This window comes from Saprospira grandis str. Lewin (genome assembly GCF_000250635.1).
In the GTDB taxonomy this organism is placed as follows: domain Bacteria; phylum Bacteroidota; class Bacteroidia; order Chitinophagales; family Saprospiraceae; genus Saprospira; species Saprospira grandis.
The window spans coordinates 1406527-1430274 of record NC_016940.1; the positions used below are offsets into that span (position 1 = coordinate 1406527).

The following is a 23748-nucleotide window of genomic DNA, read 5'->3' on the forward strand; positions in this document are numbered from 1 at the left end:
TTCCTCTAAAAGGAAAATGCCTGCAAAAATAAGCTTTTCAAGCTTCTTTTACAAGCTATTATAGGTTTATTTTTAGTCCTCTTCCCAAAAGGCTTCTAGGGCCAATTCGGCGGCTTCCCATTTTTCCATGGCCTCTTCTGTAGCCGCTTCATTTTCTTGATGTTTGGCTAGGGCCTTTTCATAATCGGGGGTTCCAAATTTGCTGCTATCGCCCAATATTTTTTCCAGCTTATTTTTCTCTTCTTCTAGGCGCTGAAGTTGCCGCTCTGCATTCTGGATATTTCTTTTGAGTTGTTTGAGGGCCTGTTTGACGGCAGGATCGTTTTCGTCTTTTTTGGGCTTGGCTTTTTTGCTGCTGCCACTGCTGTTGGCCGTTTTGCCCAAAGAAACATCTCGAAGGCTGCCGTATTGGCGTTTTTCTAGGAAGTATTCAGAGTCGCCCAAATAGGTTTTGAGCTTCTTTTGGTCAAATTCAATGACTTTATCGGTCAAGCCATCCAAAAAGTCTCTATCGTGAGAAACCACCACCAAGGTCCCATCATAATGCAAAAGGGCCTCTTTCAAAATGGCTTTAGAAAGCATATCGAGGTGGTTGGTGGGTTCATCCAGTACCAATAAGTTGATCGGGTGCAAAAGCAAGCAGGCCATGGCTAGACGCGCCCGTTCTCCTCCCGATAAAACCGATACTTTTTTGTCTACATCCTCCCCCTTAAAGAGAAAGGAGCCCAAAATAGCCCGTAAGCGGGGACGCAGCTCAAAGGGGGCATCTTGTTCTATGGTTTCTAAAACGGTCTTTTTGGGGTCTAGGGCTTCGGCCTGGTTCTGTGCATAATAGCCCAAATGGACATTATGGCCCAATTCGCTTGTTCCGCCTGTGGGCAGTTGCTGGCCCACCATTATTTTTACCAAGGTCGATTTTCCCTCTCCGTTTTTGCCCATAAAGGCCAGGCGTTCGCCTCGGATGATGGTCAAATCTACCTCATTCAAGATCAAATTATCGCCATAGCTTTTGCTTAGGCCCTTTACAATGGCCACTCTTTCTCCAGAGCGAGGTGCTGGCGGAAACTGCAAACGCATCCGACTGCTATCGCCATCTTCTAGCTCGATCCGCTGCATGCGGTCCAATTCCTTGATGAGCGATTGGGCCATTTTAGCCTTATTGGCCTTGGCTCTAAATTTATCGACTAGGGCTTCTTTGCGGGCAATTTCTTTTTGCTGCTGCTGAAAAGCCGACTGCATTTGGGCTTGTCGCTCTTCTCGCAATTCTAAATATCGAGAGTAGTTGGCTTTATAATCATGCACTTTGCCCAACTCAATCTCAATGGTGCGCTGCGTCACCTTATCCAAAAAGGCTTTATCGTGAGAAATCACAATCACAGCCCCTTCATAAGGCTGCAAAAACTGCTCGAGCCAAATGATAGATTCAATATCCAAGTGGTTGGTCGGCTCATCCAAAAGCAGGAGCTGTGGCCGCTGCAAGAGGATTTTGGCCAGTTCGATCCGCATTTGCCAGCCCCCACTAAAGGTGGTAGTTTGTCGATCAAAATCAGTAACTGAAAAGCCCAAGCCCATCAAAATTTTCTCGGCTTCGGCTTGCAAACTTTGGCCACCAATCAAGGCCAGACGGTCGTTTAATTCCGATAATTCATGAATCAGCTCCATATAGCCATCGCTGCTATAATCGGTCCGCTCCTCCATTTCTTGCTGAATCTCTTCTAGGCGTTTTTCCATGGCCTGCGCCTTGGCAAAGGCCGTCATGGCCTCTTCCAAAACCGTTTTGCCCTTGGGCAAGAGCATATCTTGATGCAAAAACCCGATGCTTAGGTCTTTAGGGGCGGCAATATTGCCTTGCATGGGCGCAATTTGCCCCGCAATAATCTTAAGCATAGTCGATTTGCCCGCTCCATTTCGGCCCGTCAGACCAATGCGGTCTTTTTCTCGCACCGTAAAGGAAACCTGGTCCAACAATCGGCGATCGCCATATTGTACATATATATTCTGAAGGTTCAGCATGATTATTTTCTTTTAGTCGCCGCAAAAATAGCCTTTTTCTTTGGAATAATAATTTTTTGGGGCCTCCGCTGCGGCCTGCGGCCTTGCGGCGGTTACTCCCTTTGGTCGTCGAACTGCGCCCTAAAGGGCTTGTTGTCGTTGCGCAGCTCGCTGCTATTTTGGGGCCTCCGCCTCCCTTCGGTCGTCGGCGCTACGTTGCGCAGCTCGCTGTTCGCTCGGCCCTGCGGCCTGACGGCCTAGGTCTGCGGCTGCGCCGCACTGCTGCACATCGCTAGGCCGAATGGCCTTCGGCCATTTTTGGATAAAAATTTCAAACTTATTTTGCGTTTATAAATTAAAGTTATTACCTTTATGTAAACACAAAAACAAAGCAATGAAAGCATTAGCCATTTTTCTCTTATCCAGTTTATTTTTTGGCCACCTAAATCTATTACAGATGAACCAGCGAGAACTTTTTTTGGCAAAACAGCAGCAGTATCAAGAAGATACAGCCCTTTATGAAGAAACCTTGGCCCAATATCAAGAACTCTATTCACTTTATCAGGAACTTCCGGCAGAGGACCCTGATCGCCCGAGCCTAAAGGCGGCTTTGCTCAAGACCAAAGAGGGTCTAAAGGCCTTTAAGCCACAGCTCAAAATGGATAAGGCCAATTTGGAGCAACTATTTTTGGCCCTTAAGGAAGAAGAAATTCCCAAAACTGATTTTTTATTAGAGTTTGCTCAGAATGCTCTAGACCTAGCAGATAAAGCAAGAAATCTGAAGGGTAATATAAAAAATGACCAGTGGGCAAAAACTAGTACTTTAAATCATTTATACATTAAATTCAAGGAAGGTAAAAAGCTCAAAGTTTGCCGTCTGATTGCGGCAGATATTAAGGCTTTAGTAGAGCAGGCAGACAACAAGCCACCTAGTATATTCTTAGAAGAGTTGGCCCAAATTTTTGAGCGTTATGATGCAGTAGAAAAGATTAAGAAGTATAGAGCTAAATCCCGCTTTATTGAGTCCACCATTGCGCCTTATGTCCTTTCCCCTAACCAACTAGAAAGCATTTTGGACCAAGCCCTGGCCAAGGATGACTTTTTGACGGAAGAGGAGTTGGAGGAGAAGGAAAAAGAATTGGAGGAGACGAGAAAGGAGAAAGAAAAAGAGAAAGAAATGGCTATAGAGAAATGGACTGCAAAAGTTGAAAACTGGAAAACCCAAAGCATAAAAACTATTTATGAGCTGATGGTCTTAGATACGCTAGAAAAATACCGCGATCTAAAAATTAACGCTATCTATGTATTAGAAGAAATAAAAGAATGGGATAAAGTTGATGACCCCAAAGTCGTTCAGCTAATTTTTGATTACAGCCGTAAACTCCTTCCGAAAGGACAACTAAGCAATGAAGATGTATCCAGTAATATGATTAAGGTCATCGATAAAACAGCTACCTTTTTAATTGCGCATCCTGAAGCATGGTATGAAAATCACAATAAAGTAGTGCTACCCAACCTTCACAAAATTCTAGCTCTTCTTGCAAGAATAGATGGTGCAAGAGCAAAATTTAACTGCTATGATATTTACTTAGATTGGGTAAGGCAGTCTAATGTTTTTGCAACTGACAATAGCGTCTATAAGCTAGATTGTTTAACTGAAAAATTAACCGCCTATTTCAAAAAAGAAGCCGCAATGGCTGCTTTTGCTCCAGCCTTGGAGGCAGAGCTTAAACAACTCAAAGCAAGCCTTAAGGGCAGAAATATAATTTTAGCCCGTCATCTTATACAGCCTTATAAAAAAGCTATAGGCAATACTTTTTTCCATAAAGAAAAAAATGGGCTAATCAGCTATATAAAAGCAAATAGGGCTAATGCAACATTGGCTGAAGACTTAGCACTAATTCTCGCTCATAATTTTCAGGAGGAAAACATAAAAGAGGCCATAAAAAGCTGTCAACAAGCAGTAGTGCAATGGGTCCCTAGCCATACCGAAGATAGCTTAACTCAAAATATTCTACTCTCTAATGATAGTACCCTCTCGCTTACTATCAAATTTCAGTTGAATAAAAACAACGGGCAGTATGCGGCAAAAGCCACAGCTCTAAGCATGAATGTTAGTCAAAAGAAGGGGCCTGACTATGAAATCAAAGCCAGTTTTAATGCTCCGCTAATTGTGGAAGCTGATGGTACTGCTTATCATGAATTTTCTGCAGAGATTAGCTACAAAATAGCTGCGGATCAAAGAACTGTAAATATAGGTGCAGAGGCTGGAGGGGAATTCGGGAATAGTAAAACAGAAACTGATAGTTGGAACTATAGTCGAACAGGTGGTTTAAGTGAAATTTTAGAATATACGCACACTAGAGAAGATGGTGGAGAAACTGCCGACGAAACCTTTAGTTCAGGAAATGTTAGTATAAATGCCTCTGTAGCTAATACAAAGACAGATGGAATGCAAGAAGGTTTTTTCAAACTTGTTAAGGGGAGCTTACAAACGGTAAAGAAAGGAAATAGCGTAGAAGTACAATGGCTACTGCTTGATCCTATTGATAACTTTGTGTATCCAAATGGAGGAATATCGGTTAAACAGGTCTTATCCAATAATGCTGATCAATTGATTAAAGAAATTCCACTCCATAAAAAATAAAAAACAGCTACTCAAAGCCCCAAACTTCCGTTTGGGGCTTTGTTCTTTCAATAAAAGATTGCGAAGCAATACCATCTGGCTGTAGGTTTCAACCTAAGTTCAATTCATGAGGGTTTTAACCCTCATTCATAGTTCATTGCGAAGCAATACCATCTGGCTGTAGGTTTCAACCTACAGTTAAAAGGGCCGAAGGCCCGAAGACTGAGGGGCTGTAGCAGGGCCGCCGCAGGCGGCAGACCGAGGCGCTTTGCGCCGAAGGGCCGAGCAGACCTGCGAGCTGCGAAATGGCCCGACCCAGCCAAAGGCTGGGGCAGCCCCAAAAAAAGAAAAGGTCCAGCACCGAAGCACTGGACCTTTAAAGGCTTAGCAAAAGCTAATTAAACTATTTGGCCAAAACGAAAGGCAATTGTAGGCGGCCATCCTTACCTTCTAGTTGAAGGATATATTGGCCAGCGGGCAAATTGCTAAGGTTAAAGTCATATTGTTGTTGGATGCTTGCGGTTTGCGTCCAAACTACTTGGCCCAAAGTATTGAAGATGCGGATTTGTTGTGCACCCTCTAGGGCTTGTTCCAGTTGGAGTTGGAACTGACCGTTGTTGGGGTTGGGGAAGAGCTTGATATTTTGCTCATTCCAAGCGGTGATGCTCGTGCTACAGTCAATGAAAGCAATGTTAATGCTAGCGCTGTTGCTACAAGCACCAGCTGTAGTATAAGTAACACTGTGGTTAGCATTGATTGGGCTATTATCAAAGTCAATTGTTCCAGTATTAGGATCAAGAACTAGGCCTGTACTACTACTGAAGGTTCCGCCTGAAACCATTGTAGTTGGCAAAGTGATAGCTTGAGTTCCTAGGCAGAAAGTTGTGGTATCATAGACAAAGCTAGCGTCATCACGAGCATTAAGTACGAGCATAACGGTATCTACATCGGGGCAATTCCCTTGTGTAGTATAAGAAATCACATAAGCACCCGCTTGGCTATTGGCGAGGTCAATAGTACCACCAAAGCTCTCGATAGCGATACCAGCTGTAGAGCTAAACAAACCGTTATTGCTGCCATTGATTTGCGCAATGGGGTTGGTTCCATCTAGGCAATAGCTGCTCATGGCATAGCTAATATCTGCGGTATCGGCTACATCGATATTGATAACAAAAGTATCGAGATCGGCACAAGCGTTGGGCGTAGTATAGACGATAGCGTGAAGACCAGCACTAGAGTTATCTACATTGACAGCACCAGTAGTAGGATCGAGATCAACTACATTAGAGAGGCTGCTAAAGCTCCCCCCTTGAGTAGCTGCAATAGTAGGCGTAACAGTACCCGCACCAAAGCAATAATTAGCCATAGGATAGCTAATATCTGCGGTGTCGGCATCTGCGATAGCTACAGCAACAGTGTCATAATCCATACAGCTCATGTTTGGACCAACAGCATAAATAACGTTGTAGGCTCCAATTGCAGAAGAACCAGCAGAAATCTCACCCGTTAGGCTATCAATGCTGAGTCCTGTAGTGCTCATGTAAGTACCGCCAAAACTACCGTTGTTAGTCACAGCAACTTGTCCAGAGTTTTGGCAAAAAGATGCAAAAGGATAGCTAATATCAGCAGAGGGACTCTCTGCATTTTGCGTGATGTTTAGGACATAAGCTCCCGTATTTGTACCTAGTCCTTCTACCATTACATAGAAAGTGTCTTGGTAGGTAACAGGCGTGCCCAAAATTTCTGAGCGCGTGCCACAGTTATCATCATTGTCAGCAAGCTGGTTGATTCCAGCATCATAGATACGGAGATAAGTATCAAAGCTAGAGCCACAAAGTGAGGCATCAATAGTGGTCACACAAGGATCAGTGATAATCAGTTGATACCATACATCAGCTGATGAATACCCCATAAAGTCCGTATAGCAACTAGCGGTACTGCTTGTATCATTAAAAGTAGCCGTAGATACCATAATAGGATCTGTGGGCGTATCTCCGTTAACAGCACAAAGTGTAGTGAAACGAGTCATCGTCCAAGCAGAGGTATCGCCAGGAGTACAAACTGCACGAACATAAACATCATAGGTTGTATTATCCATCAGGCCTGTTTGGCTGCTACTATTTGTATTGATTACTGCAGTAGTTCCTGTGGGAGTATTTCCTGCCATCACTACTTCTACTTGGAAGTTAGTTGCAGCAGCTGTCCAGTTCAAATCAGCAGAAGTAGCTGTAATATTACTTGCTGTTAGGCCAGAAACAGGCACACAAGTAGGCAAGTCATCAAATGCAACATCATCAATTAGGATGTCATTTTCAAAAGGACTGCTAGGAGCATCTTCTACTACGGTAAAACGGGCTTGTACAGGGCCCGTAATTGTAAATAGGCTCAAATCGACCATCACCTCATGCCAGTTGAGAAAGTCTTGGCGGATAGTATCTACAGTGGTCCAGTTGGCCCCATCATAGATATCAATAATCAAGGTATTATTTACCCCTGGATCATCTGTATTATTAGAGTATACCCAGAAAATAAGGCCTGGGCGAGTCAAGGCCGTAACATCTACTAGAGGAGTTTCTAGTGTAGAAATCTGAGTAGGGCCATTAGGCGTAGAACCATCAATCCAAGCATAATTTCCACCATTCCCCGTATGGTCGCCAGCATTTGCAGCGGCATAATCGGCAGCAGTGCTATACTTCCAAGCCTCAGAACCACTCTCGGTCCAACAGTTAGGCGTAGCAGAACCATCAAAGGTTTCTAGATAAGGTGCAGAGAATACACTACAAGCTGTTGTGAAGCTTCCTGCAATAAAACTATAACTAGAAGTATCTCCCACAGCACAAATTGCACGAACATAAAACTCATAGTCAGTACTTGCAGCAAGGCCAGTAAGAGTAAAAGGTAGCGTGTTAGCCAATACTGAAGTTCCAGTTCCTTGAGCAAATCCCAATGGTCCATACTCAACTACATAAGAACCCGCAGCAATAGCATTATTATCTGTCCAACTTAAATCCACTGTAGTTGCACTAATATTTGAAGCAGTCAACACCGATGGAGTAATACAAGAAGGTGCCTCCCCTACAACTACATCATCAATAGCCATATCACCAGTATAGCTAATTCCATGTATTCCTGTAAAGCGAAATTGTACAGAATCTAAACCCGCATAAGCAGCTAAACTAACGGTTTGTACCTGCCAAACATCATTATCATCTGTAAAAGGGCCAAAAACAGAGGTCCAAGCCCCCATGCTTCCAACATGTGCTTCAACAGTTAGGTCGCCCATCGTGGCCCCATACATATGCAAGGCAAAACTAAGTTGAGGAGCTGTTAAAGCTGTAAAATCAAAATAAGGGCTGCTCAGTATTGCACTACCACCTATTGTTCCCCCTGTAGTTTCTATGTAAAGGTACTGCCCAGTAGAATTACCTGGATTAAAATCAACAGAAGGACCTGTTGACGAAGAGGTTGTCCCCCCAGCATCAGGCAACCAGTCTTGGTTGTCTGTTGTTTCATTTGTCCATCCTGCAGCAGCCATCGTATGAGCTGTAGTGGAGCTAGTACCGCTAGGCGTTTCTCCCTCAAAATCCTGCGTATAGGGAAAAGTATTTACAACCTGCGCCCTCAAGCCGGCAATGCTCAAAAAGAGACAGGCCGCAATTAGCGTATAAATTCTCATAAAGTATATGATTTAATATGAATGAAAAAGGCTTATCCAAACAAATGCTCAAAGCCTGCTATCGCTTTGAGCTCCTTACAAATTTAATCTTTTTTAGACAAAAAATTAAGCTTCTGCTCATTTAGCCCAAAACCAAAGCTTTAGCAAAAGCTTAAGTCTTTTTTGGTCAAGTTATTGCAACATTGTTGCATTTATATTTATCTTTGCCCTTATTAACACTTGTTGAAATCCATTTATCATGAACAAAACTTTATCCCTCTTGCTTTTGCTGGGCCTGTTTTTTTCTTTTTCGGCCTGTAGCAAGGAAGAGGAGGACATCCAAATCACAGAGTTTCAGGTCAGTTTTATTAGCCCCTCGGCCAATGAAACCCTAGCCGATCCCGCCAACGCCAATTTCCAACTAGAGGTCTCCACTCCAGAAAATATCCATGGGGTACAGGTTTTTCTCTACCTAGACGGAGACAGCAGCTATATCGCCCCTTTTTCTCCTTCTAGAACGCCCCGAGATGGCGATCTCTTAGAGATTAACGAGCAAATTGACCTTTCGGCCTTTCCCGCCGGTAGCCAATTTCGCCTAGAGGTAAAGGGCTGCCTAGAACATGGCTGCCCCCAACCCATTATCCAAAGTATTCCTTTTAATATCTAAAATAGCATCAATCATGAAACTTTCTTATTCTTGGCCCCTACTGCTTTTTGTCCTTCTTTTTGGCTTTTCTTCTTGCGAAAAGGAAGAAGAGGATGAGGACGATCACGACCATGCAGAAGTAAGCATCAATTTCCTTTCTCCTGCCAATGAGGGGACCGTGGCCGACCCCAGCCAAACGCATATCCATGTTCAAGTTACCTCTGATGAGGACCTACACGATATTTATGTCTATCTCCAAGTGGAGGGCGACAGCAGTTATATCGCTCCTTTTGGCCCCATGACGGTGCATGAGCATGCCACTACCGTAGACATCGAAGAGGATATCGACCTCTCTAGCTATCCCGCCGGTACCGAGTTTCACCTAGAGGTTGAAGCTTGTGAGGGCCATGATTGCGACGAAAAAGAAACCCAACATATTCACTTTTCTATCTAGGTTTTAGTCTAGCCTACTTTCTACTAGGACAGCAGCTACTGATGCAGTAGTTGCTGTTTTTTTTGGGGCCTGCCGCCTGCGGCGGCCGGGCCCTTGCAGGGCTCGCAGCTCTGCTCGGCCCTTCAGCCCTTCGGGCTTCGGTCTGGCCTGCGGCCACCCTTTCAGGCCCCTAGGCCAGTCGCTGCGCTCCTTTGCGGCGGCTCCGCCGCCTGTCTGACGCAATTGGACCAATAAAAAAAGCGCTGCTAAACGAAGTTTAGTCAGCGCTTGGGCGCTGGCTGGCCAGCGCTAGGGCCGCAAGGCCCTCATCGGCTTAGGGATGGATAGCAGTGGCCCGAAGGGCCAGACCTAGCGGGCGCAGCCCGCGCAGGGCCGAGCAGACCTGCGAGCTGCGACACAGCCCGACCCGACCAAAGGGAGGGGAAGCCCCAAAACCCCTTAATCCAACTCCAATACCTTCAATTCAATTCTTCGATTAAAGGCACGGCCTTCTTCTGTTTCATTGCTGGCCGCAGGATCATTTTCCCCATAGCCTTTGGCCTTCATGCGCTTAGCCGAAATTCCATGCTCTTTGAGGTAATCCACTACGGCCTTTGCCCGATTATTCGAAAGCGTTTGGTTGGCGGCCAAGCTTCCTCGGCTGTCGGTATGTCCCCCAATTTCAATCTTCATTTCTGGATATTGGGCCATTAGGGCCAAGAGGCGGTCCAGTTCTTTTTGGCCCTCTTCCTTGAGGTTATACTTATTGGTATCAAAGAAAATGTTGTTGAGGCGAATCTTGGCCCCCTTCTGAATGGGGTGCAAATAAAGGTCTACCACCACTTCTTTATATTCTCCGCCCTTGGGCAAATCAATTGATTTACTTTCCGAAAGGAATTTCTCCTTTTGGGCCAAAAATCCGTAGTTAGTCCCTGAAGGCAAAACCAAGCTATAGGCCCCCGTTTGAGGGTTGGAGCGGGCAATGCCAGAAGGCCCCTCTTTGCCCAAGCTTTCGTACTGCACCGAGGCCGCCAAAGGCGTGCTGTCTAGGGCATTAAATACTCGGCCACGGACCAATAATACGGCCTCTGGACGAGCCGACTCGGGCAATTGTACTTTCATGATATCAGTTTTGCCCAAAGAGTTTTCACTAGAAGAGAAAAAAGCGTACTCCCCAGAAGCAGGCAAAGAGTAATAGGCATCAAAATCAGGCGTATTGAGCTTGGGGCCCAGGTTGAGGGGCTCCGACCAATTGGTCCAGCTATCGTCCAAACGACGGCTCATAAACATATCGGCCTGCCCATAGCCTGGCCGACCAGAAGTGGCAAAATAAAGGGTTTTGCCATCGGCCGCCAAATAGGGAGACAGCTCAGAAGCAGCGGTATTCAGGACCTCTCCCGTATGCAAGGGGGCAGTCCAGCTGCCATCTTCCTCTCTAAAAGAAACATAAATATCCTTGGCCCCCTCCGTGTCATCTCGCTCAATGGCCAAGACCAGGGTTTTGCCATCATTGGCCAAACTATACTCGCCAAACTTATTGTGGTTGTAGTAGTCTTCAATTTCTAAGGCCTCGGGAAAAGACCAGCGGTCGGCCCCATCCTTATGCGAAAAAGAAAGCCCCTTCTCCGAGCCCCCATCTTTTTTATAAACATTGAGGACCAAAAGGGTTTGGCCATCGGGCGTGACCGAACAGATGGAGTTATTGCGCTCATTATTGATGGGCGCACCAATATTTTCGGCAGGCAAAAACTGCCCATCTTCGCCCAGTTTTGCGCACCAAACATCCTGATTCCCTTTGTCGCCTAGATTATCGGGATGGTTCTGGCGGGTATAATAAAGCAATTGGCCATCGGGAGAAATCAAGGGGGCCAATTCATCGGTTGGGCTATTTATATTTGCCCCAAGATTGACCGGATCATCGACCTCATCGGCTCCAGCCACAGTTTGCACCTCTACCTGATAGTCAACCTCCTCTTCAGAAATTCCAATGGCATCGATCTGATTATAGCCGTACACCATACGAGTATTGAGTTGGAGCTGAATAGCAGAGACCAGAAAATCCGTCTGTTCTTCCAATACAAATTTGGTCAATTTACCCTTGCGATCTTTATTTTCTTTGCTCAATTCGGGCGTTTGCTCAAAAATCAAGCGGACCTCTCCCTTGCTGCCATAGGCCACAATTTTTTCAATCGCACCAGGGTTAAAGGCCTCAGAAACCGTGATCTGCTTTACCTTTTGAGGCGTTTTATAGCCCACTTTAATAAACTCGCCATCTCCATTAGATTTTGACTTGGGCGTCCAAGCACAAGGTGTTCCTTTACAGTTTTCTGCAATGACAGAAGGTGGGCCCACTACTTCCTTGGCCACATACTGCCCCTTATGTTTGGGCAAGGCCAGTTCAGAAGATTTGTCGAAAACCACAGCCGCCCATTGTATAGATTGGGCCGCCAGGAGCTGAGGGATAATACAACTGAGGATGATTAAATAACGCATAAAATATTATAGATTTTGTGGAGAATTTGTTCGAAGATATAAACGCTATACAGAGTTCTATGCAATTTATACCCCAGAAAGCCAAAAGTTAGTTCCCTAACAAAAAAAGGCCCAACCTATTCATAGGCTGGGCCAGTTGTGACAGCTTAAAACTAAGCTATTTATTAAACAAATAGCTATAATCGCCACTAAAATTCTCATAAAAACCATCTAGCTTCACTTCATCCTCGGCCTGAATAATGGCCTGAATAAATTCCTCTTCGGTTTTTACTTTTTCTCCATTTACGGTCTCAATGATGAAGTCGCGGTCCATATTGGTACTTTCCATTAGGCTGCCCGAACGGATTTTAGTCACAATCAAGCCCTTCTCCAGATCCAAGCGGCGACGCTCTTTGCTATTGAGGGGGCGAATATCAATACCCAACTCTTCCAATACGGTTTCTTCATTTCTGAAGCGCTCCGAACGAGGCTTGTCCTCGATGCTATTGCCATTAGAGGCATTCTTGAGCTCTACCTTTGTTTCATAAGATTTTCCATCTCGGAAGTAAATGATGGCCACCTCTTGCCCAGGTCGGAAAAGCCCCACCTGCTCTTGCAGTTCTGGCGAGCTCTTCACCTTTACATTATTTACATGCGTAATAATATCGCCTGACTTTAAGCCGCCTTCTTCGGCTGCACTGCCCGAATTTACTCGGTCCAAATATACTCCATCTAAGGAGTTGAGCGACATTTCTTTGGCCAATTCATTGCTCACATCTCGAATCGTTACGCCCAAAAATCCTCTTTGGACCTCCCCATATTCTATCAGATCTTTGGCCACTTTACGCGCCAAATTGACCGGCACCGCAAAAGAGTAACCCTCATATCGGCCCGAACGAGTAATAATAGCGGTGTTAATCCCCACCAAACGGCCCTCTGCATCAATCAAAGCGCCACCACTATTGCCCGGATTCACCGCCGCATCGGTCTGAATAAAAGACTCAATAGAGTAAGTTCCCTCCAAAATATCAATGTTACGGCCCTTAGCCGACACAATCCCCGCCGTTACCGTAGAGGTCAAATTAAAGGGATTACCCACGGCCAAAACCCATTCGCCCACCTGCAGCTGATCCGAATTGGCAAAGCCCAAAACAGGCAGTTCGCGGCCATCCAACTCCTCTTCTTCTACCTTAATCACGGCCAAATCCGTAGAAGGATCGGTCCCAATCACCTTCGCCTTGTATTTTCTGCGGTCATTCAAGGTCACCTCTACCTGCCGAGCGCCTTCCACCACATGGTTGTTCGTCAGCATATAGCCGTCCTTACTAATAATCACCCCAGAACCCGAAGCCCCAGAACCAAAATCAAATAACTCCTCATTCCCCCCATTAGACTGAATATGCACCACCGAAGGCCGAGCCAAATTAGCCGCCGCCTTAAAATCCTTGGGCCGATCCGTTAACGGACTGCCATAAGGGCTATCATTATAATAAGTCGCTTGGTATTTAGGCACAAATTCCCGCACAATCACTTCTTGGCCGGCAGGACGTTCTTTTTCTAGACAGGTTTTATAAACCCCTAAGGTCAATCCCGAACTCAAGATCGAAACCGCCAATAGGATAATTCCATTTCTCATAGGCTATATATAGATTAGATGCTGATTTAGAAGATCTGATTTTAAACTTTAAAATCCTAACTGAAGTTCATACTTTTGCAGCTTTGAGGAGAAAAACTGCCAGAAGTTTAGTGCAAAAGGTCTTTTCTGCTTTTTTTGGGGCCTCCCCTCGCCCTCAAGGGCTCAGGGCGCTACGTTCCGGGGCTCGCTACTCGCTCGGCCCTTCACCAGCAAGCTGGCTCGGTCTGGCCCTGCGGGCCACCCCTACACATCGCTAGGCCATGATGGCCTTCGGCCATCCTTTAAAAGCTGTTAAAGCCTAAACGCTAAACAACGCCCTTAGCTCTACCCAATTTAAAACGCCTATTTAGCTATGAGAGAAAAACCAAACCCCTATGAGGGCATGAGCCGCAAAGAACGGCGAGAAGCAGCCTTAGACCAAGTCTTTGGCAAGAACAGAAAAGAATATATGGGCAATATTTGGGGCTGGAAGTTTACCTATTTTGGCCTTGTTTTCCTATTAGCCGTTTTTGCCTTTGCGGCCTATGGCGTTTGGACAGGTAAAATTGACCTCAAAAAACAACAGTTTGAGGCCACCCCCTCCCGACATATCCAACAAAATAGCTTGCACCATCAAAAAGATACAGCAAACTAGCTAGGCCTTTCTTTTTTCATCCTTTTTTAACATTGCTTTAAAATGTCAGCCATTCCTTTCTATAAATATCAAGCAGCAGGCAATGATTTTGTCATCTTTGACAACCGAAATGGGCAGTTTTCTTTTTCGGCCCAAGAAATTGCCCGCATCTGCCATCGGCAGTTTGGCATTGGGGCCGATGGCATTATGCTCTTAGAAACAGATGCTTCTACAGACTTTAAGATGGTCTATTTTAATGCCGATGGCGCCCCCAGCAGTATGTGCGGCAATGGCGGAAGAGCTTTGGTCGCTTTTGCCCATCATTTGGGCCTCTTTGAAAATAGCTGTAGCTTTATGGCCGTGGATGGCCTGCACCAGGCCAAGGTCTTAGGGCCTAATTATATTGCCCTAGAAATGCAGGATTATAAGGATTTACTCCTGGCCGATACGCACTGCTTTTTAGATACGGGCTCTCCTCACCATATTGAGTTTGTCGCCCAATCCGAAGCCGTCGATGTGGTCCAAGAAGGCCGAAAAATTCGCTATGCCGCTCCCTATGGAGAAAAAGGCGCAAATGTCAATTTTGTAGAAGTCCTCGGCCCTAAACAACTCCAAATTGCCACCTACGAAAGAGGGGTCGAAAATGAAACTTTGGCCTGTGGCACCGGCGTTACCGCCGCCGCTATTGCTCATTTTCTACAACATGGCCCAAAAGCAAAAGGCCATCATCGCATAGAGGTCCGCGCCAAAGGCGGAGAACTAGCCGTAGAGTTCGATTACCAAGAAGAAATTAAAAATATTTGGCTGTTGGGCCCCGCCCAAGCCGTTTTTCAAGGCCAGTATTTCGGCCTCCAAAAATAAAAGTAAATCATGGGAAAAGATACCAACAAAGTGGTCCAAGAAAATAATATCCAATTGACTGTCGGCCTCAATGCCGATCGCACCCCCGTCAAAATTGAATGGGAAGCCTCCGATAGCCAAAACGGCCCCGAAGAATGCAAGGCCATGCTGATCTCGCTCTTCGATAAGGCGCATAAAGATACCCTCAAAATTGATCTCTGGACCCTCGATATGCAGGTCAATGAAATGGACCGTTTTATGTACCAAACCCTACGCGGCCTAGCCGATACTTATTATCGGGCCACCAACAACCAACAACTCAGCAACGATTTTATGCGCTTTGTCCAGTACTTTGGCGAAAAAACAGAAACCCTACCCAAAAAGTAGGTCCGAATGCAAAGCCAAAGGCCCAACTCCTTATTGGAGTTGGGCCTTTTTTATTCCCGCCAATCTTCTAGCCGCCAATGTTTTGCAGGCTGCAAAAGCGGTAGTTCCCTATACATTAAGGTATTGGCCCGCCAAGAAACCTCTTGGCCCGCCCACTGCCCAAATAAGAAGAGTTGGTCACTAGTTTGGCGATAATATAAACGAGCCCAAAGGCTATCGCTCTGCAAATCGTAGAGGGCAAGGCCCTCTTTGGGCAAATAGCGCAAACGATAGCTCTTTTGCCTCCTCCCCTGCTGCATGATCCAATAGCCCCGACGATGAATATAGAATTGTTGGCCATCTTCTAGGGCATAGGCCCCATGCAAGGGCGGCCTAGTCTCCATATCATCATTCCAATGCTGCCGATGCCGATAGGGCCAAGCAATATTCAGAAGGATCAATAGGAGGAGGGCTGTTTTGAGTACTCTTTTTTGCCCTTTGCGAAAACTAGGCCCTAAGGACTGTTTTGCCGCCAAAGCCTGCCCGCTAGACCAAGCCCAAAGCCCCTTTAATCTGGGCCAAAGAAGATATAAGGCCATCCATAAAAGCCCAGCCGAATATATCTTGACGTTGATGTCAAAGCTGATATTGATGAGCAAAACCTGCCCCATGACCCCAGCCGCTAATAAAGCGCCCAATGCTCGACTAGGACGATAGAATAATGCTAATGCCGCTAAGAGTTCTACTATACCGGTCCAAAAACTATAGCTCCAAGAACTGCCCATGACCGACCAAAAAGCTAAATCCTTCTCGATATAGCCCAAAGGCTGATATAAGGTATTGGGCTCTGGCAAAAAGAACTGCTGTTTGAGCAGTTTGTCTAGACCATAACGCCCCAGTTGCATGCCTAAGTAATAGGCGATACCCAATTGTAAATAAGGCTGCAACTGCCAACTCCAGTTTTTTTTGTCCCAAACTAATAGTAAAGCCGCCCCCGCAGCCAAAACAATAAGGTGCAAATAAAAGCCTGTACTATCCGATGCTAAGACATAATAGCCCTCTTCTATCCCTAAAGCTACCCCAGAAGCCTTATAAAAGGGCTCAAATACTTCGGCCCAAAAGCTAGAGTAGGCAGGCCATAGGGGCTGTTCAATTGGAGCCGTTAGGGCAAAAAGAATTAAGTATATAGTTGTCCAACGATAAAGCATCTGTATTTTTTTAGCTTTTCTATCTAATCCAGGGAGCCAATCCGAGATGTCCGTAGACCTCCGTGGCCGCCACGGAACCAATCTGAGATGTCCGTAGCGCTCCGTGGCCACCACGGAGCTAATCTGAGATGTCCGTAGACCTCCGTGGCCGCCACGGAGCCAATCCGAGATGTCCGTAGACCTCCGTGGCCGCCACGGAACCAATCCGAGATGTCCGTAGACCTCCGTGGCCGCCACGGAACCAATCCGAGATGTCCGTAGACCTCCGTGGCCGCCACGGAGCTAATCCGAGATGTCCGTAAGCCTCCGTGGCCGCCACGGAACCAATCCGAGATGTCCGTAGACCTCCGTGGCGGCCACGGAACCAATCCGAGATGTCCGTAGACCTCCGTGGCGGCCACGGAACCAATCTGAGATGTCCGTAGACCTCCCGTGGTGGCCACGGAACCAATCTGAGATGTCCGTAGACCTCCGTGGTGGCCACGGAACCAATCTGAGATGTCCGTAAGCTTCCGTGGCTCATTTTAAGCCCCTCTTTTAATTTCCCTATGGTCCCCCTAATTAAAAAATAAAAAGCGCTTAGGCCCTAAAATAAGCGATCCTTTATTTAGAAGGATAAAAAAAGGCCCCAAACTGTAGTTTGGGGCCTTTCTGAGCCATCAAATTATTGAGCATAAAAGCTTGAGCAAGGAATTAGGCCAGCCAATAACAACAACAGCGGCAAGCAGGCCCGAAGGGCCGCAGGCCTAGCGATGTGCAGCAGTGGCCGTCAGGCCAGACCCAGCCGCTGAAAGCGGCGCAGGGCCGAGCAGACTTGCGAGCTGCGGAACGTAGCGCCGACGAGCGCAGCGAGGCGGAGGCCCCCAAAAATCGCCCTTATCCTCGGTTATTTTCTTCAGAAGTGCTCTAATTATTGGTTAATTGGGCAAGCGGGCTATCTTTTTCGGCAATAAAGTCAATAGCCTTGGCTAAATCTTGGGCAAACACCCGATCGCCTTCAATGGCGGGCACGACTTGGCGGAAAGCTTGGCGGCAATTTTCGATAGCGGCAGAGCTAGTTAGAGTTCTAAACTCTAGGCTTTGCATAGCCGCCATTAGTTCAATAGCCAAAAGGCGTTCTAGATTATGGACCAAGCGATAAAGTTTGGTGCCTGCATTGGCGGCCATACTCACATGGTCCTCTTGGCCATTGCAAGAGACCAGAGAATCTACAGAAGCGGGGGTACAGAGCTGTTTATTTTGGCTAGCGATAGAGGCCGCGGTATATTGGCCGATCATCAGGCCAGAGTGCAGGCCCGAATTGGGCGTAAGGAAAGCGGGCAGGCCTCTTTTTCCGCCAATGAGTTGATAAAGACGGCGTTCTGAGATACTTCCGAGTTCGGAGAGGGCCATTGCCATAAAATCGAGCGTAAGGGCCAGCGGTTGGGCGTGGAAATTTCCGCCAGAGAGAATCGCATCTGTTTCGGGGAAGATATTGGGGTTGTCGGTGACACTATTGAGCTCGGTAGTCAGTACCTTTTTGGCATATTCTAGGGCATCTTTGCTGGCCCCATGCACCTGAGGCACGCAGCGGAAAGAATAGGGATCTTGCACCACTTCTTTTTCGGCCTTCATCAGGGGAGAATCGGCCAGTAGAGTTCTAATATTTTTGGCCGTTTGCAATTGGCCATTATGGGGGCGGATAAGATGAAGGCGCTCATCAAAGGGGCTAAGCAGACCGCCAAAGCCATCAATAGAAATAGCGGCGATGCTATCGGCCCAAAGGCTGAGCTTTTCTGCCTTCCAGTAGCTATATATTCCATAGGCCAAAGAAAACTGTGTACCATTGAGCAGGGCCAGGCCCTCCTTCATTTCGAGAGCAAGAGGCTGCCAGCCCAATTTTTCTAGGGCTTGGGTCGAGGGCATGCGTTCCCCTTTAAAATAGACCTCTCCCTCGCCCAAAATGGGAAGAGAAAGGTGGGCCAGGGGGGCTAAATCGCCAGAGGCGCCTAGGCTACCGAGTTGATAAATGACGGGAATGAGGTCTGCATTATAGCTATCAATGAGGCGTTGGAGCAAAATAGGGCGGACGCCAGAAAACCCTTGGGCCAGATTCTGTATTTTGAGTAATAGCATGAGGCGGGCCAGCTCTTGGGGCACCAAATCGCCCGTACCAAAGGCATGAGAGCGGACCAAATTATGCTGCAGTTCACTTAGGGCCTCCTTGCCAATTTTGACATCGCAAAGGGAGCCAAAGCCCGTATTGATGCCATAAAAAGAGTCTTCTGACGCTGCCACCTTCTGCTCTAGAAAATCGCGGCAAGCCTTTACTTTGGTCCAAAGGGAGTCCGTTAATTCAATTGCTGTATGTTCAGCCCAAAGCTGATGCAATGCGGCTAATGTTAGTTCTTTTTCGGTAAGCAAATGCATAAATTGTTAGCTGTTGAGGCCCATTTTGGGCCATAAAATCAATTATTTTCTGTTTGTCGGCGGAAAATATACGGAAGAGAATTTATAAATAAATAAAGCGATATGAATAGCTCGAAAAATAAGGTCAAGTTTTTGGCCCGCGCCTACTTTTTTCTCCTTCCTTGGAGTCGTCCTAAGAGATTATGGGCTTTGGCGGCCCTACTGCTCTTACTATTTCTGAGTTTTCAGTACCTCATTTCTCATTGGCAGGCTGCGCTGGGGCCATTGGCCTCTGGGGAGGAGCTGCAGTTGCTAGATGCTCATTTTGGCATTCGGGAAAAAGAGATAATTCCCTTGCTAGAGCATTTGGGCCCCTCCTATCGACAAGCGCAGAGCTACTTATATATTAGTCTAGACTTGATTTATCCGCTTGCTTATGGATTATTTTTTTCGGCCTGGCTACTTTTTCTGCTCCAAAACTCATTTCCTCGTTATTTGGGCAGTCTTTATCAGGGCTGTTTTTTCCCTTTTTTGATCTCTATCACTGATCTTTTAGAAAATATATCTTTTATATTGTTGCTTTGGCGCTATCCTCGGCTTCCCGCTTGGCTTTGGTCCTTGGCCTCCTTTTTTAATCAGGCAAAATGGATTGGAGTCAACTTGCTGCTCATCTTCCTCCTCTTAGGATACATTGCTCGTTGGATGAACCGAGTAGAAGTGGCCGAATTTAAGGCCATGCAAAAGCGCTTTGGCTCAAAGAACTACAATCATTACACTAAAAAACAAGATCAAGATGTCTAAGAACTTATTATGGGATACGGCCTTGGCCAAATTGAAAGCGGGAAACGACCGCTTTGTCAATGAACAAGCAGAAGGGAAAAAACAGGCCATGGATCGCCGCCAAGAGCTCACTAAAGGGCAGGCGCCTTGGGCGATTATTTTGAGTTGTGCCGACTCTAGAGTGGTGCCCGAACTTGCCTTTGATACTGGCCTAGGCGAGCTCTTTGTTATTCGGGTAGCGGGCAATATTGCCAATACCTCTACCATTGCGAGTATTGAGTATGCCGTGGCCCACCTAGACGTCAATTTGATTGTGGTCATGGGCCACGAAAGCTGCGGAGCAGTTACGGCCGCCATGGCCGAGGGCGATGCAGAAAGCAATAACCTCAAGCATTTGTTGGACTATATTCAGCCGGCGCTTTCGGCCTGCCCCAACTGCCAAGATGTGAACGAAGTGGTTAAGAAAAATGCCGAACTAACGGCAGAAGCCCTAGCCGCCAACTCCAGCATCATCCAAAATGAAATCCAGAATGGGGAGCTCAAGGTCTTTTCGGCCTACTACAACCTTTCTGATGGGCATGTAGACTTTTTTGAGGAGGCTTAGGCCAAATTGAAAAGGGGAATAAAAAACGCCAGCTCGACAAAAGCTGGCGTTTTTTTGTGGTCCTATATTATTCCTTTTTTGGGGCCCGCGGCCAGCTTTGCTGGCCGCCGCTATGCTGCGGGGCTCACTGTGCCGCTAATATCTAACATGGGTATATTATTTTCTTTAACCCTTTCTTTTTGGATATACAAGGGCCAAGGACTAGGGGGCTACAGTCACAAATCTCTAATCTTTCTAAATTTTCGCATTTTAAATTAGACAAATCTGTACTAGTCGTCCCATCTCTATCAACCGTCCCAAACAAACTTAAAGACTTCAAATTGAGTTTATCTAGCCTTATTAGAGATAAAGGTATATTATAACAGCTTAACTTTTTCAAAAATCTAAGGTGGTGTATTTCTCTACAAAAATCCAGATTTATTCTACCACCTCCACCTATAGATAAATCTATTTCTCTTAAATTAGGGAGGCGATCCAAAAAAGGTATACTATCTACATACATATAGCATGAAGCTGAAAAACGCTCTAATGTGTCAGGGAGACAGATGTACCAATCTTTCAGAGATGGGAGGGAGCGTATTTCTAATTCTTTGAGTTTGTCTAATTCGATAATTTCTTCAAAATTTTTCACAGAAGAACGTAGGGACAAGCTTTCTATAGCGCTCTGCTGTATCGCTTTAAAATCTATTCTGCTAAAAGATAAATGTAGTTTTTTTAGTGTACCTAGATCTTCTACAAAGCTAATATCTTCGGTTGTTGTCTCCAAATAGGATATATCTAAAGTCTCTAATTCTGAAGGAAATGAGGCCCTACTCAAAGGTATTTCAGTAAAACCTGTAAGTATCAAATACTTTATTTGGGGCAGTCGATCTAATAGATATAGTATAGATTCATTTTCTTCATATACGGTAAGTGAAATGGTTTCCAACCAATTCATTTTTGAAATTTCATCTAGTTGTTGCTCTGTTATTAGGTCTAACCACCCGCCTCCAAACTCCTCGCATAAAAAGAGACTTCCAGATCTTTCAATATTTTCCTCTTCGATTAAACCGTCGATATTGTCCATGCAAATATTTTTAGTTAGATAATCCCATAAAGCTAAAAAAATAGTTTTTCATTTTTAGTAAAAAACTTTAAATCACAATTGCTCATGGCAAACAAAATTCTTGTTCTTAAATGAGTCGCGGACAGTAGTGGGAGGAGAATTGTTAAGCACCTATATTATTTTTTTTGGGGCCCGCGGCCAGCTTTGCTGGCCGCCGCTATGCTGCGGGGCTCACAGGCCTGTTCGGCCCTGCAGCCGCCTGCGGCGGCTTTGGTCTGGCCTGCGGCCACCCCTCCGCAGCGCTGGGCCGCTCATCAGGGCGGTTTAGCTTGGGCAGTTTGCTTTGGCCTTTTGGCCTTCCCTTTTAAGCGGTATTCGTCGCTGCGCTCCTCATTCGCCAATATGTCCCCGCCCACCCACCCCTCTGCGGGATTCCCTAAGGAATCCCTCGGGGAGGCGGGCAACAAGCTAGCTGCAGACTTGGTCCAAGTTGCCTATAAGATGACGAAGCAATACCGCTCTTGCTGTAGGTGTTCACCTACAAGCACAGATAGCAGGCGGCAAAGCCGCCACAGGCTGAGGGGCTGTAGCAGGGCCGCCGAAGGCGGCAGACCAAGGCGCTTTGCGCCGAAGGGCCGAGCAGACCTGCGAGCTGCGCAATGGCCCGACCCGAAGGCCCAAAGGGCCGAAGGGGCAGCCCCAAAAAAAGAAACTACTTCCCCTCCCAACGGGCAAAAAGCAAACAACTATTCACATCCCCAAAGCCAAAACTCGCCTTGGCCATATAGCGCAAATCGGCCGCCTCCATTTGCAGGGGAATACAGGCGGCAGAAATCTGGGCCGCAATCTCGGGATGAAGATCTTCGGCATTTTTGCTGGGGTGCAAAAAGCCATGGACCAATTGCAAGACCACCGCCACCGACTCAATGGCGCCCGCCGCCGATAAACAATGACCAATCAAGGATTTTAGGCTATTAATCTTAGGAAAATCATCGGCAGAGCGGCCCAAAGCCCGCAGCCAAGCCCCAATTTCGGCAGGGTCGCCCATGGTGGCCGTCAGATGGCCCGAAATAGCGTCTAGCTCCTGCGCAGCAATGCCCGCATCGGCCAAAGCCAAGCGAATACAGCGCTCAATCGCCTTGATATTGGGAGCCGTCATGCTGCCCCCCTGACGCTGACCGCCCGCATTTAAATGCCCCCCTTTTAGCTCGGCATAAATGTGCGCGCCCCTTGCTTGAGCCGAGGCCAAACTCTCTAAAACCAATGCGCCAGCGCCACTGCCGGGCACAAAACCCGCCGCCTGCTCGCTCATTGGGCGAGAAGCCTGCTCTGGGCGGTCATTAAACTTGCGGCAAAGCACCCGCATCGAATCAAAACCCGCCCAAATATATGGACCAGAACTGTTGCAGCTGCCGACCAGCATCCGCTCCGCTCGTCCCGACCGAATACGATCATAGCCCATTAATATGGCCTCACTGCCCGTGCTGCAAGCCGCCGAATTAGAACTCAACTGATTGCCAAGGCCCAAAAAACCGCCCAAATAAGCGCTGATGCTGCTCTCCATCGTCTGTTGAATCAAAGAAGAGCCAATGCGGCGGACCTTGCCCGCATCCACCTTATAAATTCCCTCTCGAACCACCTCAATACTAGACTGCCCGCCGCCAAAAATGCAGCCCGCCTCCCAATCGGGTTCCTCTTCCTTTTCAGAAATTGGCAAGGCGGCATCCTGCCAAGCCTCTAGGCCCGCCAAACAGCCATACATAAGGCCAGAGCCCTGAATATATCGCCTTTGTAAGGGCGTCAAAAAGCTATTAATGTACTCTTCGGTCAGCGGAGGGCTGCCTGCGACTCGACAAGCAAACTGTAGCTCCTCCAAATCTGGACGATAGCTAATTCCCGACTTTCCCGACTGCAAAGCGGCCAAAAAATCGGCCTTTCCCAAGGCGTTGGGAGCCACAACCCCCAAACCCGTAATCACGACTCTATTTTCCTGCATCATGGCTATTTTTTTTGGTCCACATTCCCGCTAATTCGGCCTTAGCGACCAGATCGCCAGCCTCATTATAGGCTGAGGCCGTCACTCGAAGCTGTTGGAGACGAAATAATTTCTTTTTGGCCTCTACCCTCAGCAGCTCTCCAGGGCGATGGAGCTGGTAAAAATTCACCTTAGAGCTACTAAAAGCAATTTTGGGGACCTCCTGCAGCTCCTCTTTCAATAAATAAATGCCTAGGCAAACCAGGCCAATTTGGGCCATGCACTCCAAGAGCAGCACCCCGGGCGTAATGGGGTCTTCGGGAAAATGGTCCGCATAAAAAGGGGCATCCTCTGCAAAGCGGTATTGGCCAATAACGCCCTCCTCATTCAGCTCCAACAACTCATCTACAAAGCAGAAGTTGGGACCATAGGGAAGCAAGGCCAAAATATCTTGATAGTTTTCTTTCAT

At 46.8% G+C, this 23748-nt stretch carries 17 protein-coding genes; 8 read left to right on the forward strand and 9 right to left on the reverse strand.

Annotated features, from left to right (window positions below; translation table 11 throughout):
• Positions 1–72: 72 nt before the first annotated feature.
• Positions 73–2013: an ABC-F family ATP-binding cassette domain-containing protein gene (locus SGRA_RS06185; RefSeq protein ID WP_015691756.1), complete on the reverse strand. Its 1941-nt coding sequence runs from the start codon at positions 2011–2013 to the stop codon at positions 73–75.
• Positions 2014–2386: 373 nt separating this feature from the next.
• Here SGRA_RS06185 and SGRA_RS06190 point away from each other — a divergent pair, with 373 nt between their 5' ends.
• The gene (locus tag SGRA_RS06190) at positions 2387–4639 is read left to right on the forward strand and encodes a hypothetical protein (RefSeq protein ID WP_015691757.1); all 2253 of its coding nucleotides are present in this window, start codon (positions 2387–2389) and stop codon (positions 4637–4639) included.
• A gap of 382 nt (positions 4640–5021) precedes the next feature.
• On the opposite strand, the gene SGRA_RS06195 is transcribed toward SGRA_RS06190, so the two are convergent.
• A complete protein-coding gene (locus SGRA_RS06195) occupies positions 5022–8294 on the reverse strand; it encodes a fibronectin type III domain-containing protein (RefSeq protein ID WP_015691758.1) in 3273 nt (1090 codons plus the stop codon).
• Positions 8295–8532: 238 nt separating this feature from the next.
• Between SGRA_RS06195 and SGRA_RS06200 the strand changes: the two genes are divergently transcribed.
• Together SGRA_RS06200 and SGRA_RS06205 are read left to right on the forward strand one after the other, a co-directional pair.
• On the forward strand, positions 8533–8940 hold the full coding sequence (locus SGRA_RS06200; RefSeq protein ID WP_015691760.1) for a hypothetical protein: 408 nt from the start codon (positions 8533–8535) through the stop codon (positions 8938–8940).
• A gap of 13 nt (positions 8941–8953) precedes the next feature.
• Positions 8954–9373 carry a hypothetical protein gene (locus SGRA_RS06205; protein ID WP_015691761.1) on the forward strand — a complete coding sequence of 140 codons (420 nt, stop codon included), beginning with the start codon at positions 8954–8956 and terminating at the stop codon, positions 9371–9373.
• Between the two features lie 438 nt (positions 9374–9811).
• On the opposite strand, the gene SGRA_RS06215 is transcribed toward SGRA_RS06205, so the two are convergent.
• Together SGRA_RS06215 and SGRA_RS06220 are read right to left on the reverse strand one after the other, a co-directional pair.
• Positions 9812–11845 (reverse strand): OmpA family protein, encoded by a 2034-nt coding sequence (locus SGRA_RS06215; RefSeq protein WP_015691762.1) that lies wholly within the window; start codon positions 11843–11845, stop codon positions 9812–9814.
• A 157-nt stretch (positions 11846–12002) separates the two neighbouring features.
• Complete coding sequence (locus tag SGRA_RS06220; RefSeq protein WP_015691763.1) at positions 12003–13460, reverse strand: S1C family serine protease; 1458 nt, start codon at positions 13458–13460, stop codon at positions 12003–12005.
• Between the two features lie 352 nt (positions 13461–13812).
• On the opposite strand from SGRA_RS06220, the gene SGRA_RS06225 reads away from it, so the two are divergent.
• Genes SGRA_RS06225 through SGRA_RS06235 form a run of 3 tightly spaced genes read left to right on the forward strand, consistent with a single transcriptional unit; the run spans position 13813 to position 15300 of the window.
• Positions 13813–14094: a hypothetical protein gene (locus SGRA_RS06225; RefSeq protein WP_015691764.1), complete on the forward strand. Its 282-nt coding sequence runs from the start codon at positions 13813–13815 to the stop codon at positions 14092–14094.
• A gap of 42 nt (positions 14095–14136) precedes the next feature.
• Positions 14137–14934, forward strand: coding sequence for a diaminopimelate epimerase (gene dapF, locus SGRA_RS06230; RefSeq protein ID WP_015691765.1), 798 nt, complete (start codon positions 14137–14139; stop codon positions 14932–14934).
• Between the two features lie 9 nt (positions 14935–14943).
• Complete coding sequence (locus SGRA_RS06235; RefSeq protein ID WP_015691766.1) at positions 14944–15300, forward strand: gliding motility protein GldC; 357 nt, start codon at positions 14944–14946, stop codon at positions 15298–15300.
• 50 nt (positions 15301–15350) lie between these two features.
• On the opposite strand, the gene SGRA_RS06240 is transcribed toward SGRA_RS06235, so the two are convergent.
• Both SGRA_RS06240 and hutH read right to left on the reverse strand, forming a co-directional pair.
• Positions 15351–16487 carry a hypothetical protein gene (locus tag SGRA_RS06240; RefSeq protein ID WP_015691767.1) on the reverse strand — a complete coding sequence of 379 codons (1137 nt, stop codon included), beginning with the start codon at positions 16485–16487 and terminating at the stop codon, positions 15351–15353.
• A 906-nt stretch (positions 16488–17393) separates the two neighbouring features.
• Positions 17394–18896, reverse strand: coding sequence for a histidine ammonia-lyase (gene hutH / locus SGRA_RS06245; RefSeq protein WP_015691768.1), 1503 nt, complete (start codon positions 18894–18896; stop codon positions 17394–17396).
• Between the two features lie 102 nt (positions 18897–18998).
• On the opposite strand from hutH, the gene SGRA_RS06250 reads away from it, so the two are divergent.
• Both SGRA_RS06250 and SGRA_RS06255 read left to right on the forward strand, forming a co-directional pair.
• Complete coding sequence (locus SGRA_RS06250) at positions 18999–19676, forward strand: hypothetical protein (RefSeq protein ID WP_015691769.1); 678 nt, start codon at positions 18999–19001, stop codon at positions 19674–19676.
• The gene (locus SGRA_RS06255) at positions 19669–20259 is read left to right on the forward strand and encodes a carbonic anhydrase (RefSeq protein WP_015691770.1); all 591 of its coding nucleotides are present in this window, start codon (positions 19669–19671) and stop codon (positions 20257–20259) included. The genes SGRA_RS06250 and SGRA_RS06255 overlap by 8 nt, the downstream gene beginning before the upstream one ends.
• Positions 20260–20401: 142 nt before the next feature.
• Here the strand turns inward: SGRA_RS06255 and SGRA_RS06260 are convergent, their stop codons facing one another.
• The 3 genes from SGRA_RS06260 to SGRA_RS06270 form a co-directional block, all read right to left on the reverse strand.
• Positions 20402–21325, reverse strand: a complete 924-nt coding sequence (locus SGRA_RS06260) for a hypothetical protein (RefSeq protein ID WP_015691771.1) — start codon at positions 21323–21325, stop codon at positions 20402–20404.
• 691 nt (positions 21326–22016) lie between these two features.
• Positions 22017–23300, reverse strand: a complete 1284-nt coding sequence (locus SGRA_RS06265) for a beta-ketoacyl-[acyl-carrier-protein] synthase family protein (protein ID WP_015691773.1) — start codon at positions 23298–23300, stop codon at positions 22017–22019.
• Entirely contained in the window at positions 23287–23748 is a 462-nt protein-coding gene (locus SGRA_RS06270; RefSeq protein WP_015691774.1) for a 3-hydroxyacyl-ACP dehydratase FabZ family protein, read from the reverse strand. Before SGRA_RS06270 ends, SGRA_RS06265 begins: the two co-directional genes overlap by 14 nt.

Excerpts from the sequence above, each read along its gene's own strand:
- SGRA_RS06255 (WP_015691770.1), top strand. The coding sequence starts at position 19,669 with ATGTCTAAGAACTTATTATGGGATACGGCCTTGGCCAAATTGAAAGCG.
- hutH (WP_015691768.1), bottom strand. The coding sequence starts at position 18,896 with ATGCATTTGCTTACCGAAAAAGAACTAACATTAGCCGCATTGCATCAG.
- SGRA_RS06195 (WP_015691758.1), bottom strand. The coding sequence starts at position 8,294 with ATGAGAATTTATACGCTAATTGCGGCCTGTCTCTTTTTGAGCATTGCC.
- SGRA_RS06265 (WP_015691773.1), bottom strand. The coding sequence starts at position 23,300 with ATGCAGGAAAATAGAGTCGTGATTACGGGTTTGGGGGTTGTGGCTCCC.
- SGRA_RS06205 (WP_015691761.1), top strand. The coding sequence starts at position 8,954 with ATGAAACTTTCTTATTCTTGGCCCCTACTGCTTTTTGTCCTTCTTTTT.
- SGRA_RS06240 (WP_015691767.1), bottom strand. The coding sequence starts at position 16,487 with ATGCTTTATCGTTGGACAACTATATACTTAATTCTTTTTGCCCTAACG.
- SGRA_RS06215 (WP_015691762.1), bottom strand. The coding sequence starts at position 11,845 with ATGCGTTATTTAATCATCCTCAGTTGTATTATCCCTCAGCTCCTGGCG.
- SGRA_RS06190 (WP_015691757.1), top strand. The coding sequence starts at position 2,387 with ATGAAAGCATTAGCCATTTTTCTCTTATCCAGTTTATTTTTTGGCCAC.
- SGRA_RS06270 (WP_015691774.1), bottom strand. The coding sequence starts at position 23,748 with ATGAAAGAAAACTATCAAGATATTTTGGCCTTGCTTCCCTATGGTCCC.
- SGRA_RS06260 (WP_015691771.1), bottom strand. The coding sequence starts at position 21,325 with ATGGACAATATCGACGGTTTAATCGAAGAGGAAAATATTGAAAGATCT.
- SGRA_RS06235 (WP_015691766.1), top strand. The coding sequence starts at position 14,944 with ATGGGAAAAGATACCAACAAAGTGGTCCAAGAAAATAATATCCAATTG.
- SGRA_RS06200 (WP_015691760.1), top strand. The coding sequence starts at position 8,533 with ATGAACAAAACTTTATCCCTCTTGCTTTTGCTGGGCCTGTTTTTTTCT.
- SGRA_RS06220 (WP_015691763.1), bottom strand. The coding sequence starts at position 13,460 with ATGAGAAATGGAATTATCCTATTGGCGGTTTCGATCTTGAGTTCGGGA.
- SGRA_RS06185 (WP_015691756.1), bottom strand. The coding sequence starts at position 2,013 with ATGCTGAACCTTCAGAATATATATGTACAATATGGCGATCGCCGATTG.
- SGRA_RS06250 (WP_015691769.1), top strand. The coding sequence starts at position 18,999 with ATGAATAGCTCGAAAAATAAGGTCAAGTTTTTGGCCCGCGCCTACTTT.
- SGRA_RS06225 (WP_015691764.1), top strand. The coding sequence starts at position 13,813 with ATGAGAGAAAAACCAAACCCCTATGAGGGCATGAGCCGCAAAGAACGG.
- dapF (WP_015691765.1), top strand. The coding sequence starts at position 14,137 with ATGTCAGCCATTCCTTTCTATAAATATCAAGCAGCAGGCAATGATTTT.